This window comes from Micromonospora sp. NPDC049151 (genome assembly GCF_040648395.1).
Taxonomy (GTDB): Bacteria; Actinomycetota; Actinomycetes; order Mycobacteriales; family Micromonosporaceae; genus Micromonospora.
Genome location: NZ_JBEZDP010000026.1, coordinates 25,948 through 38,058 on the forward strand (window position 1 = coordinate 25,948; position 12,111 = coordinate 38,058).

Sequence of the window (12,111 nt, forward strand, 5' to 3'; positions counted from 1 at the left end):
GACGCAGCTCGTCGGTGCCGGCCGGGTCAGAACGGGCGCGGGCGGGCGATCTCGACGGTGGACCCGGCCGGCACGTCGCCGAACGTCTCGAAGCCGCTCGGCTCGGTGACCCGCTCGAACTGCTGCATCAACCGCGCGCCCAGGGCCACGCCGACCGCGCCGACGGCGAGCGCGACGAGTTCGGCGGCGAGCAGGGCGCCGTTCGCGCCCCGCTGCGGCGCGTTCGCCCGGATCAGGCAGGAGAGCAGGAACAGCGCCGCCATGACGGCGTTCACCAGGTTGAACGTCAGCACGGTCCGGCTGGTCCGCCCGGCGCGGACGTCCCACAGGTCGACCAGGCCGGCGACGGTGGCGAGGCCGGCGGCGACGAGCGCGGCCACGGCGGTCCAGTAGCCCACCTCACCGAGGAACGCCGGACCACCGGCCACATCCGCCAGGTCGAAGACCACGGCGCAGACGAACAGGCCGAACGGGAACGTGACAAGCATCGGTTGGATGGGATGCCCCTGCACCCGCAGCCGGCTCTGCATCGCTTCCTCCCCAGGTCGGCGCAGCTCACCAGTCCAGAGTGCTACCCGAGGCGCCGCGAGGTGAAACGACTGTCGCTCAGTTGTCCCGGGGCCGGGAGACGGTGAGCACGAGCCGCTCGGCCACCTCGCGTAGCGGGATGTCCAGCGAGGACGCGGCGCTGCGCAGCACCTGAAGGGCCTCCGGTGCCGGACAGCCGCGCTGCGTCATGATCACGCCCACGGCCTGCCCGACCACCCCCTCGGCCAGCAGCGCGTCGTCGAGCTGGCCGGCCCGGGTGGCGGCCCGCTCGCGGTCCCGCGCGGCGGCGAGCAGCAGCCCGGCGTGCTCGGCGAGCAGCATGGCGGTGAGCTGATGCCGGGGGGTGAGCGCGCCGGGCGACTCGGCGTACAGGTTGATCGCGCCGATCACCTGCTCGTCCACGTCGACCGGGGCGGAGATCACCCCGTGCACCCCGAGCGCCCGGGCCCGCTCGCTCCAGGCCGGCCAGCGCGTCTCGCCGGGCGGCCCGGCCGAGATGATCATCTCCCGGCGGCGGATCGCGGCCATCGCCGGCGTGTCCGGACCGTGCCGCAGGTCGTCCAGCTCGGCGCGGTCCGGGTCGGAGGCGGCCACCCCGGCCGGCTCACCGGCGCGCAGCACGGTGAAGCCACAGCAGTCCACGCCCGGCACGGCGTCGCGGGCGATCCGGACCAGGCGGTCCAGCGCCTCGTCGAACCCGGCCGCACCGATCAGGCCGGCCGTCAGCTCACGCAGCAGCGCGGCCGTCTCCAGCACGTTGAGGTTGTCGATCATGGGTTGGCGCGTGTCGAGGTTCATCGGGGTGTGGCACCCACCGTCCACGCGGTCTCCCCGTTCGGCACCGTTGCCTGTCCCATGTCCGTCCCTCCTGTGGCCGGGCCCCGGCCTACTACCCTCGCAGACCGCGCGCGAAACCGCGCAAAAAGGGCCCCTTCCCGGGACCGGGAAGGGGCCCTTCGCGACGGTCAGCGCGACCCGGAGATGAGCCGGCGGCCCACCGAGGCGATCAGCCGGTCCAGCTCCGAGCCGAACGGGTTGTCGTGCACGAGGTACGTCCAGGTGGCGCTCGGCCGTACCAGCTTCGACGAGTCCGGCTCCCAGCCCTCGTCGAACTCGGTCTCCTCGAACGTGGCCACGGTCCGCGTCTCGATCTCGGGCACCAGCGCGTTGAACGCCGGCACCGCGCTGCGGTGGAACTCGTCGAGCGGGTCGAGCCGGCCCAGCGCCCGCAGGTGCACGCCCTCGCGTACCTCGGACAGCTCGGCCAGGTGGTCGGCCCAGAGCCGGTCCAGGTGGTAGAGGGCGATCTTGCGGGCCACGTCGGCGAGCAGGTCCTCGTCCATCTCGCCGGCCTTCTCCGGCACCCGCTCCAGCAGCATCAGCGCGGCGATGTCGCTGGTCAGGAGCCGCTCGCGGCGCTCGGCGAGCGCCTTGCGCTGCTGCTCGATCACCTGGCTGTAGCGCCACGTGTTGCGGTGGATCTCGTGGTTGACGCCCTCGGCGACCCGCTGGGCGTGCTCGACCGCGTAGTCGACCTGCGGGTCGGTGACCAGGCCGTCGGCGTTCATCCGGGGTGAGGGCGGCACGGTGTCGCCGGCGTGCCGGACCACCAGGTCGTCCTCCAGGCTGACGAAGAACACCGACCCGCCCGGGTCGCCCTGCCGGCCGGCCCGGCCGCGGAGCTGGTCGTCGACCCGGCGGCTGTCGTGCCGGCCGCTGCCGATCACGTAGAGGCCGCCCAGCTCCGCCACCCGGTCCCGGTCGGCCTGGTCGCTGCCGCCCAGCCGGATGTCCACGCCCCGGCCGGCCATCTGGGTGGAGACCGTCACCGCGCCGTACGCGCCGGCCTCGGCGATGATGCCGGCCTCCTCGTCGTCGTTCTTCGCGTTCAGCACCACGCAGGACACCCCCGCGGCCTCGAGCGCGGCGGCCAGCCCCTCGGACTCCTTGACGTCGAGCGTGCCGACCAGCACCGGCCGCCCCGCCTGGTGGCAGCGCGTGATCTCGTCGACCAGCGCCTCCTCCTTCTCGGCGCGGGTGGCGTAGATCCGGTCCGGCTCGTCCTCGCGGACGCAGGGGGTGTTCGGCGGGATCACCGCGACCTCGAGGCCGAAGAACTCGCGGAGCTGGTCACCGACGAGCACAGCGGTGGCGGTCATGCCGCAGACAGTGGGGTAGAGCGCGATGTACGCCTGCACGGTGATCGTGCCCAGCACCTCGCCCTCGGCGGTGGCGTCCAGGCCCTCCTTCGCCTCGACCGCGGCCTGGAGCCCGTCCGGCCAGCGGCGGCGCTGGGCGACCCGGCCGCGCATCTCGTCGATCAGCTCGACCGAGTCGTCCCGGACGATGTAGTCCACGTCGCGGTGCAGCAGGGCGTGCGCGTGCAGCGCCACGTTCACCGCGGAGAGCTGCCCGACGTGCTCCTCGTCGTACAGGTCGATGCCGCCGAGCTTGGCCTCGACGGTGGCGAGGCCGACCGAGGTGAAGGCGACGCTGCGGCCGTCGTCGGCGACCGTGTAGTGCTTGCCCTTGCGCAGCCCGCGCACCAGCGCGGCGGCGGCGTGCACCGGGTCCTGCTCGCCGCCGACGGCGCCCGCGAGCACCATCGGCACCCGGGCCTCGTCGATCAGGATCGAGTCGGCCTCGTCCACGATCGCGGTCTTCAGCGGCGGCTGCACCCGGTCGGCCAGGTCGGTGACGAGCTGGTCGCGCAGGAAGTCGAAGCCGGCCTCGCTGACCGAGACGTAGGTGACGTCGCAGGCGTACGCGGCACGCCGCTCGTCGGGCGTGGACGCCTCGTTCACCCAGCCGACGGTGAGCCCGAGCAGGTCGTAGACGGGAGTCATCCACTCGGCGTCCCGGCGGGCCAGGTAGTCGTTGACGGTGAGCACGTGCACCGGGCCGTTGCCCAGCCGCACGTGCCCGTACGCGGCGACGGTGGCGGTGAGCGTCTTGCCCTCACCGGTGGCCATCTCGGCGACCTTGCCGGACAGCAGCGCCATCGCGCCGAGCAGCTGCACGTCGTAGGGGCGCTGGTCGAGCCCGCGCCGGGCCGCCTCGCGGCCGATCGCGCAGATCTCCTCGTAACCCGACGCCTGGCCGGCGGCCTCGGTCAGCTCGGCGTCGGACAGCTGCTCCAGGTCCGCCTCGCGCGCCTCGATCGCCGGCAGCAGCTTCTCCAGCGGAGCCAGGTCGACTGTCGTCCCCGGGCGCTGGAGGAATCGACGGAACCTGGTCTTCAACCGTTGCGACACACCCATGAGCCGCAACGGTACGCGAACCGGAGCCGATTGTGACCCCCGCCCGCCGCGCGCCGGGTCCACCCCTTCCGGTCCGCTTCCGTCGATCATGAGGTTGACGGCGTTTCGTGTCCGTTTTGTCGCCGCCAACCTCATGATCGACGCGCTCGGGCGAGGGCCCGTCAGGGGGTGAGGATCACCTGGAGTTCGGTGCGGCGGCGTTCGGCCAGGTCGGTCAGCAGGGCCGGGGCCTCGTCCAGCGGGACCACGGCCGAGATCAGGTGCTTGCGGATCACGTCGCCGTACTGGCGCAGCAGCTCCACCGTCTCCGCGGACAGCCGCTCCCGGTCCCAGGTAGGGGCCAGCCCGCGCGGCACCCGGCCGATCTGCGCGCAGCGCAGCGACAGCCCGTTGTGGTGGAACTCCTCGCCGAGCCGCACCGCGTCCGCGCCCGCCTGGTAGAACGCCAGGTCGATCACCGTGCCCTGCGGGCGCAGCAGGCGCAGCGCGAGCTGCAACGCCCAGTCCTGGCCACGGCACTGGAAGACCACGTCGGCGCCCCGGTCCCCGGCGGCGTGGTTCCACCGTGTCTTGAGCACCACTGCCGGGTCGTCGGCGTCCGGGTCGAGCGTGTCCAGGCCGAGCGCCTCGGCGACCTGCCGCCGGGCCGGCGTCGGGTCGACCACCACCACCGAGGCTGCGCCGTGCCGGCGGGCGAACAGCGCGGTCAGCAGCGCGACCACGCCGCCCCCGACCACAGCGACCCGGCGGCCGCGTACGCCGTCGCCGAGCGTGCGCACGTCCGTGCCGCACAGGTCGGCGGCGGCGTGCAGCAGCCCGTTGGCGCAGATCGGGCCCATGTGCGCCACGTACACGCCGAGCAGCGGGTCCAGGTCGTCGGGCAGCGGCACGAACCGCTCGGCGAGCGGGTCGGCGACCCAGCCGCTGCGGTGCCCGTACGTCATGGCGCCGACCTCGCCCACCGCGACGGCCGGGGTCCGGCTCTCCACCACGCGCCCCACCTGCATGTAGCCGAGCCGGGTCACCGGGTACGGCGTGGCCGCCTCCCCGGGCCGGAACAGCCCGAGCGCGGCGTCCCAGGTGACGTGCAGGTAGGGGTTGGTGCCCTTGACGAAGCTCAGTTCGGTGCCGGCGGACACGCCGCTGTAGAGCGTCTCCACCCGGAACGTGCCGTCGCGCAGCTCCGGGGCGTCCAGTTCGGCCAGCTCGACCCGGCCGGGGCCGGGGACCACCACCACCCGGTCACGCATCGACGCTCACCCCCGCGTCCGCGACCGCCGCGGTGAGCCGGGCCGACGGGCCGGTCGGCAGCGCCACCGGCCGCCCGGTACGCGCCGACTCGGCCACCGCGAGCGCGAGCCGGTGGGTGCGCAGCGCCTCGGCGTACGGCACCCGGACGTCGTCGCCGAGGCCGCACACGGCGTCGACGAACGCCCGGTCGACTGCCACCCGCGCGGCGTCCGGATCGGCGGGCAGGTGCCGTTCGCCGTCGCCGTCGCGCACTGTCAGGCCGTCCTCGGACAGCCACAGCGCCAGCCCGTCGGCGAGGACCTCCACGCCGGCCCGGTGCTTCCAGCCGAGCACGCAGGACGCGGCGAGCGTGCCGACCGCGCCGGAACCGAGGCGCAGCGTGGCAGCGGTCACCGAGTCGATGTCGGCGCCGTCGACCGGCGGCGGGGCGCCGTCGCCGTACGCGCTCACCTCGACCGCCTCGCCGGCCAGCAGCCGGATCAGGTCCAGCACGTGCGCGGCCTGCTCGACCACCGGGCCGCCGGAGCGGTCCCGCCGCGCCCACCAGGCCACCGGAGGCACCTTGTCCAGCCAGGCGCCGTTCACCATCCGGACCGGACGGCCGGCGAGCAGCCGCCGGGCCTCCTCGACCACGTGCAGGTAGCGCCAGTGGTGCCCGACGCCGGTGAGCAGTCCCCGCTGCTCCACCAGGGCCGCGATCCGCTCGGCGGTGTCCAGGTCGAGCGCCACCGGCTTCTCCACGAACATCGGCACCCCGGCGGCGACCACCGCCTCCTCGGCCGGTCCGTGCGCGAACGGCGGCACGCACACGTACACCGCGTCCGGGCCGGCCGCGAGCAGCTCGTCCACGTCGCGGAACACCCGGCCGCCGTACGTGCCGGCGAGCGACCGCGCCGCGTCCGGCGCGACGTCGGTCACGCCGAGCAGTTCCACGTCCTCGAAGCCGGTGAGCACCCGGGCGTGGCGTTGCGCCACCCCGCCGGCTCCGACAAGTCCCACCCGGCAGGCACGCATCGACCACAACCTCTCGCCACGACTCCAGAGACTGGGGTCACCACTCCCCCCGACGGCGTCGCGCCAAACGCCGCCGGGGGGCGCAACGTAACGTTCATCCGCCCGGAACCTCCCGGTACGCGCCAGGTGATCAGGTTGTTGGGCAAGATCCGGTTAGCGCGGATGCGGGATTGGGAAAACCAGGTCAGCGATTCCACCATCGATGGGGGTGCCCGTGCGGGAGTCAGATTCGACCGTCTCACCAGTGGTGGAGGCGTGGGCCACGTACCGCACCAGCACCGCCGCCGACTGGCCGGCGCAACTACTGGTGCGGGCCAAGGGGAACAGCCGGGTCAGCGTCGTGCTGCCGGCACGCAACGAGGAGGCGACGGTCGGCGCGATCGTGTCGACGGTCCGGGAACACCTGATGGACCGCGTACCGCTTGTCGACGAGCTGATCGTGGTCGACTCCCGGTCCACGGACCGGACCGCCCGGGTCGCGCGCGCGGCCGGCGCCGAGGTGGTCAGCCAGGACGCGATGACCAGCGGGCTGCCCCGGCTGACCGGCAAGGGCGACGCGCTCTGGGCCGGCCTGGCCGCGGCCGAGGGGGACGTGGTCGCGTTCGTCGACGCCGACCTGCGCGAGTTCCGGCCGCACTTCGTGACCGGGCTGCTCGGCCCGCTGCTCACCGACCCGAGCGTGGAGTTCGTGAAGGGCTTCTACCACCGGCCGCTGGTCGGCGCGACGAGCGTGGAGCCCGACGGCGGCGGGCGGGTGACGGAGCTGATGGCCCGGCCGCTGCTGAACCTGTTCTGGCCGGAGCTGGCCGGTTTCGTGCAGCCGCTGGCGGGTGAGTACGCCGGCCGCCGGGAGGTGCTGGAGCGGGTGCCGTTCGTCACCGGCTACGGCGTCGAGACGGCCATGCTGATCGACCTGCTGGAACTGGTCGGGCTCGACGCGCTGGCCCAGGTCGACCTGGGTGAGCGCAAGCACCGGCACCAGGACACCGCCGCGCTGGGCCGGATGTCGGCGCAGATCATGCTGACCGCCTGGTCCCGGCTGCAACGACGCGGGTGGGCCGCGCCCGGGACGGCGCCGACCGCGCTGCTGACCCAGTTCCGCCGGGGCGGCTCGGAGGCGCTGCCCAACCTGGACCGCGAGATCGTGGTGAACGACGTGTCAGTGCAGGAACGCCCGCCGCTGGCGCAGTTGCGGCACCGTCTCCCCCGTCGCCGGGTCGCCGCGTGAGCGGGACGAGCCCGGGAGAGGAAAGCACATGACGCTCACCGTGCTGATGAACGCCGGGCCGTGGCTGTCCGTGCCGCCACCCGGCTACGGCGGCATCGAGAACGTGATCGCCACCCTGGTGCCGGAGTTGCGCAGGCTGGGCGTACGGGTGGTGCTGGCCTCGGTGGAGAGCAGCACGCTGCCGGTCGACGAGAAGATCGCCGTCTTCCCGGACGGCCAGTTCCACGCCTTGCAGCGGCCGTACAACCAGGTCTGCGGCGTCTCCCAGGCGCACCTGTCCGGCGTGGTGCGCACGCTGCACGCCCGCGACGACATCGACCTGGTGCACGACCACGTGGAGGCGGTCGGGCTGGCCACCCTCGCCGCGATGGGCCCGGACGCCCCGCCGGTGCTGCACACGCTGCACTGGGACCTCGCCAAGCACCCCGAGCTGTACGGCAACCTCGACGGCGGCGACCGGGTACGGGTGAACGGCGTCTCCGCGTCGCAGCTGGCGCGCGCCCCCGAGGCGCTGCGCGCGCACTCGGTGGGGCACGTGCACCTGTCCACCCCCCTCGCCGTGGACGCGGACCGGCAGCCGCCGGTGCCCAAGGGCGACCACGTGGTCATCCTCGGCCGGATCAACCCCGGCAAGGGGCAGGACCTGGGCGCCCGGCTGGCCCACGAGGCGGGCTTCCGGCTGGTGCTGGCCGGGCCGGTCGGCCCGTACCACCGGCCGGAGGATCTGGCCGCGGCCGGCGACGAGGCGCGGCAGAACCCGGACGTGCGCTTCTTCTACGACCACGTCGCGCCGCACGTCGACGGCGACCGGGTGCGCTGGGTCGGCACGGTGGCCGGGCGAGAGCGCGACGGCCTGGTCGCCTCCGCGCGCGCGTCGCTGTTCCCGCTGCGCTGGGAGGAACCGGGCGGCACCGCCGTGGTCGAGTCGCTGTCGCTCGGCACGCCGGTGGTCGCCACCGCCCGCGGCTGCCTGCCCGAGCTGATCGAGCACAGCCGTACCGGCCTGCTCACCGGCGACGAGCAGGAGCTGGGTGACCTGGTGCTCGCCGCCGCCGGGCTGGATCCGGCCGAGTGCCGGCGAGAGGCGGCCCGGCGGTTCACCCCGGCCCGGATGGCGCAGCGGTACGTCGAGCTGTACGACCGGGTCCGGGCGGGCGTGGCGATGCCGTTGCAGCCCGCCTGACCCGGTCGACCACGTCCACCGGCCCGGCCGCCCCGCGTGGCCGGGCCGGCGTTTGCCCCCGCCGGGCGCGGGAAACCGGCGCATCCCGCGGTGGCGAGGAGGCCGGCGTGACGAACTCGATGGCGCACTCCCGGGCGCGGCGCAACCCGGCCGACGGGCGGGCGCCGGTACGCCGGATCGCCTCCGGGTTCGCCGTGCTCCTGCTGCTGCTCGGCGCGCTGGGCTTCGTGCCGGGCATCACCGGCGACTTCGCGGATCTGCGCTTCGCCGGGCCGGGTTCCGGCGCCCGGCTGTTCGGGGTGTTCCAGGTCTCGGCCGTGCACAACCTGGTGCACCTGGTGCTCGGTGCGGCCGGGCTGGTGCTGGCCCGCACGGTGGCCGGGGCCCGCGCGTTCCTGGTCGGCGCCGGGGCGGTCTATCTGGCGCTGTGGCTCTACGGGCTGGCCGTCGACCGCCGCGACGCGGCGAACGCGCTCGCGGTCAACCGCGCCGACTCGTGGCTGCACCTGCTGCTGGGCGCCGCCATGCTGGCGCTGGGGCTGTTCGCGGCACGCCGTGGGGACCGTCACTGACCTGCCCACCGGCGGCCCCGGACGCCCGGTTTCGCCGGTCCGGGGCCCGGGTACGTCCGTAGTCCTCCGGCTGCGGGACGGCGGCGACCGACCCCGACCGGGCGGCCCTCCCCGGCGAGGGCGACCCTCCCCGACGAGATGGAAACGAGGCGGCGATGGTGACCCGGATCAGGTGCGAGGTCCGCGACGAGTCGCCGGTCACTGTCGTACGGCTGGCCGGAGCGCTCGACCTGACCACGATGCGCGCGGTCCACGAGGTGCTGGACCGCTGCCTCGCGGCGCAGCCGGACGCCCTCGTGGTCGACCTGGAGGAGATCGAGGTCGGCGAACCGCTGGCGCTGTCCGTCTTCGCCGCCGCGGCGCGGCGGGCCGCGGACTGGCCGGCGGTGCCGATGGTGCTCGCCGCTCCCTGCGCCGAGACGGCGGCCTGGCTGGCTGAGACCACCGCCTGCCGGGTCGTGCCGGTCCGCCGGGACTGCGCCGAGGCGACCGCGCTGGCCGGCGCGGCGGCGGCGCCCCGGCTGCGGGTCCGGCTGGAGCCGGTCACCGGCGCCTGCCGGCGCGCCCGGGAACTGGTCACCGAGGCGTGCGGCAGGTGGAACGTGCCCGAGCTGGCCGGTCCGGCCTCGCTGGTGCTCAGCGAGCTGGTCGGCAACGTGGTGCGACACGCCGGCACGCCGATGCAGGTGACGCTGACGCTGCGCCGGCCGTACCTGCGGGTCGCGGTGATGGACGGCAACCCCGCCGACGCCCGCGCGGCGACCAGCCGTGACCCGCGCGCCGAGGGGGGCCGCGGGCTGATGCTGGTGCGGGAGCTGACCCAGCGCTGGGGCAGCACTCCGGTCGGCGCCGGCAAGGTCGTCTGGGCCATGCTCCCGGCTAATTGACCGAATTCTCCGCTCTCGCCTGGTTACATGGGCAGAGGGCCGGGTACGCCCGCCCGTCCTGTCTGTCGTCACCACGGGGTGAGATGCCATGCCCAAGCGGGTAGTCACGGAACCGGCACGAGACCGAGGGCCCGCGATCCTGGCGCCGGCCCGGTTCGGGGGGTTCCCCGGACCGACGCGGGAGGCGGTGAAGGGCAACGCGCTGTGGCGTCTGCTGCGCACCACCGACGCCAAGCAGATCGGCATGCTCTACCTGATGACGTCGTTCGCCTACTTCATCGTCGGCGGCGTCCTGGCGTTGATCATCCGGGCGGAGCTGGCCCGGCCGGGGATGCAGATCGTCTCCCCCGAGCAGTACAACCAGATGTTCACCATGCACGGCACGGTGATGCTGCTGCTGTTCGCCACCCCGCTCTTCTTCGGGTTCGCCAACTACCTGGTGCCGCTGCAGATCGGCGCCGCCGACGTGGCGTTCCCCCGGCTGAACGCGTTCGCGTACTGGCTCTACTTCCTCGGCGCGCTGATGGTCGTGGGCGGGTTCGCCACCCCGGCCGGCGCGGCGGACTTCGGCTGGACCGCGTACACGCCGCTGAGCACCGCGCAGCACTCCCCCGGCGTCGGCGCCAACCTGTGGGTGGTCGGCCTGGCCGTGTCCGGTCTGGGCACGATCCTCGGCGCGGTCAACCTGATCACCACGATCGTGACGCTGCGCGCCCCCGGCATGACCATGTTCCGGATGCCGATCTTCACCTGGAACGCGCTGCTCACCAGCGTCCTGGTGATCTTCGTCTTCCCGCTGCTGGCCGCCGCGCTGATGGCGCTGGCCTCGGACCGGCTGCTGCACTCGCACGTGTTCGACTCGACGACCGGCGGGCCGATGCTCTGGCAGCATTTGTTCTGGTTCTTCGGCCACCCCGAGGTCTACATCATCGCGCTGCCGTTCTTCGGCATCATCACCGAGATCATCCCGGTGTTCTCCCGCAAGCCGATCTTCGGCTACACCGGCCTGGTGCTGGCGACCGTCGCCATCACCGTGCTGTCGATGACGGTCTGGGCGCACCACATGTTCGCCACCGGGCAGGTGCTGCTGCCGTTCTTCAGCATCCTGAGCTTCCTGATCGCGGTGCCCACGGGGGTGAAGTTCTTCAACTGGATCGGCACCATGTGGAAGGGCCAGATCACCTTCGAGACACCGATGCTGTTCGCCGTCGGCTTCCTGGTGACGTTCCTGCTCGGCGGCCTGACCGGGGTGCTGCTGGCCAGCCCGCCGGTGGACTGGCAGGTCACCGACAGCTACTTCGTGGTGGCGCACTTCCACTACGTGATGTTCGGGACCATCGTCTTCGCCGCGTTCGGTGGCCTCTACTTCTGGTTCCCGAAGATGACCGGGCGGCTGCTCGACGAGCGGCTGGGCAAGATGCACTTCTGGACCATGTTCATCGGCTTCCACGCCACCTTCCTGGTGCAGCACTGGCTGGGCAACGAGGGCATGCCCCGCCGCTACGCCGACTACCTGCCCGGCGACGGCTTCACCACGCTGAACACGATCTCCAGCATCGGCTCGTTCGTCCTCGGCGCGTCCACCCTGTTCGTGATCTGGAACATCTGGAAGTCGTGGCGGTACGGCGCGGTGGTCACCGTTGACGACCCGTGGGGCTTCGGCAACTCGCTGGAGTGGGCCACCAGCTGCCCGCCGCCGTTGCGCAACTTCGACCGGATGCCGCGCATCCGCTCCGAGCGGCCGGCGTTCGACCTCAAGTACGGCCCGCTCGTCTCCGACCTGGGCCGGGACCTGCCGCAGCGCACCACCAAGCCGCCGCAGACGTTCCGCGAGGAGCTGCACCACGAGCGGGACGTGCCGCAGGCGCCGTCGCTCGGCGGCGCGTACGGGGCGCCCGAGGCGGTGGACTACCAGCCGGCGCCGCAGTCCGGGGCCCGGCCGGTGGAGGTGCCGGAGCCGGAGGAGGTGCGCCGGCCCAGCTTCGAGGAGACCGACGAACCGGAGGGCAGCGCGCTCAACGCCGAACGCGGCGACCAGCCGGACGACAGGTGGCGGCACCCGCGCGGGCACGGGGACACGCCGGACAACTGAGGACACCGCCAGAGGGCCGGCGCCGCACGGCGCCGGCCCTCTCGTCGTACGCCTCGCGCCGGCTCCCCGAGGCGG

The 12,111-nt window shown here is 73.5% G+C and carries 10 protein-coding genes; 5 read left to right on the forward strand and 5 right to left on the reverse strand.

All coding sequences use genetic code 11. The features are described 5' to 3' along the window. Positions 1-26: 26 nt before the first annotated feature. The 5 genes from AB0B20_RS24915 to AB0B20_RS24935 form a co-directional block, all read right to left on the reverse strand. On the reverse strand, positions 27-530 hold the full coding sequence (locus AB0B20_RS24915) for a DUF2231 domain-containing protein (RefSeq protein ID WP_357473879.1): 504 nt from the start codon (positions 528-530) through the stop codon (positions 27-29). 76 nt (positions 531-606) lie between these two features. Beyond that, positions 607-1,347: a GAF and ANTAR domain-containing protein gene (locus AB0B20_RS24920; RefSeq protein ID WP_357384182.1), complete on the reverse strand. Its 741-nt coding sequence runs from the start codon at positions 1,345-1,347 to the stop codon at positions 607-609. Between the two features lie 167 nt (positions 1,348-1,514). Continuing rightward, positions 1,515-3,809, reverse strand: a complete 2,295-nt coding sequence (gene secA2, locus AB0B20_RS24925; protein ID WP_357384180.1) for an accessory Sec system translocase SecA2 — start codon at positions 3,807-3,809, stop codon at positions 1,515-1,517. 161 nt (positions 3,810-3,970) lie between these two features. Continuing rightward, the gene (locus tag AB0B20_RS24930; protein WP_357384177.1) at positions 3,971-5,059 is read right to left on the reverse strand and encodes a zinc-binding dehydrogenase; all 1,089 of its coding nucleotides are present in this window, start codon (positions 5,057-5,059) and stop codon (positions 3,971-3,973) included. Then, positions 5,052-6,074 carry a Gfo/Idh/MocA family oxidoreductase gene (locus AB0B20_RS24935; RefSeq protein ID WP_357473882.1) on the reverse strand — a complete coding sequence of 341 codons (1,023 nt, stop codon included), beginning with the start codon at positions 6,072-6,074 and terminating at the stop codon, positions 5,052-5,054. Before AB0B20_RS24935 ends, AB0B20_RS24930 begins: the two co-directional genes overlap by 8 nt. 247 nt (positions 6,075-6,321) lie before the next feature. Between AB0B20_RS24935 and AB0B20_RS24940 the strand changes: the two genes are divergently transcribed. The 5 genes from AB0B20_RS24940 (at position 6,322) to ctaD (ending at position 12,036) form a co-directional block, all read left to right on the forward strand. Further along, positions 6,322-7,302, forward strand: coding sequence for a glucosyl-3-phosphoglycerate synthase (locus AB0B20_RS24940; RefSeq protein WP_357473956.1), 981 nt, complete (start codon positions 6,322-6,324; stop codon positions 7,300-7,302). A 28-nt stretch (positions 7,303-7,330) separates the two neighbouring features. Beyond that, positions 7,331-8,485: a glycosyltransferase gene (locus AB0B20_RS24945; RefSeq protein ID WP_357473886.1), complete on the forward strand. Its 1,155-nt coding sequence runs from the start codon at positions 7,331-7,333 to the stop codon at positions 8,483-8,485. 119 nt (positions 8,486-8,604) lie between these two features. Further along, a complete protein-coding gene (locus AB0B20_RS24950; protein WP_357384289.1) occupies positions 8,605-9,057 on the forward strand; it encodes a DUF4383 domain-containing protein in 453 nt (150 codons plus the stop codon). A 155-nt stretch (positions 9,058-9,212) separates the two neighbouring features. Beyond that, positions 9,213-9,944 carry an ATP-binding protein gene (locus tag AB0B20_RS24955; RefSeq protein ID WP_357384169.1) on the forward strand — a complete coding sequence of 244 codons (732 nt, stop codon included), beginning with the start codon at positions 9,213-9,215 and terminating at the stop codon, positions 9,942-9,944. 88 nt (positions 9,945-10,032) lie between these two features. Next, positions 10,033-12,036 carry a cytochrome c oxidase subunit I gene (gene ctaD, locus AB0B20_RS24960; protein ID WP_357384167.1) on the forward strand — a complete coding sequence of 668 codons (2,004 nt, stop codon included), beginning with the start codon at positions 10,033-10,035 and terminating at the stop codon, positions 12,034-12,036. Positions 12,037-12,111: the final 75 nt, after the last annotated feature.

Coding starts and splice junctions, on each gene's coding strand:
- AB0B20_RS24915 (WP_357473879.1), bottom strand. CDS start 530: ATGCAGAGCCGGCTGCGGGTGCAGGGGCATCCCATCCAACCGATGCTT.
- AB0B20_RS24920 (WP_357384182.1), bottom strand. CDS start 1,347: ATGAACCTCGACACGCGCCAACCCATGATCGACAACCTCAACGTGCTG.
- secA2 (WP_357384180.1), bottom strand. CDS start 3,809: ATGGGTGTGTCGCAACGGTTGAAGACCAGGTTCCGTCGATTCCTCCAG.
- AB0B20_RS24930 (WP_357384177.1), bottom strand. CDS start 5,059: ATGCGTGACCGGGTGGTGGTGGTCCCCGGCCCCGGCCGGGTCGAGCTG.
- AB0B20_RS24935 (WP_357473882.1), bottom strand. CDS start 6,074: ATGCGTGCCTGCCGGGTGGGACTTGTCGGAGCCGGCGGGGTGGCGCAA.
- AB0B20_RS24945 (WP_357473886.1), top strand. CDS start 7,331: ATGACGCTCACCGTGCTGATGAACGCCGGGCCGTGGCTGTCCGTGCCG.
- AB0B20_RS24950 (WP_357384289.1), top strand. CDS start 8,605: ATGGCGCACTCCCGGGCGCGGCGCAACCCGGCCGACGGGCGGGCGCCG.
- AB0B20_RS24955 (WP_357384169.1), top strand. CDS start 9,213: ATGGTGACCCGGATCAGGTGCGAGGTCCGCGACGAGTCGCCGGTCACT.
- ctaD (WP_357384167.1), top strand. CDS start 10,033: ATGCCCAAGCGGGTAGTCACGGAACCGGCACGAGACCGAGGGCCCGCG.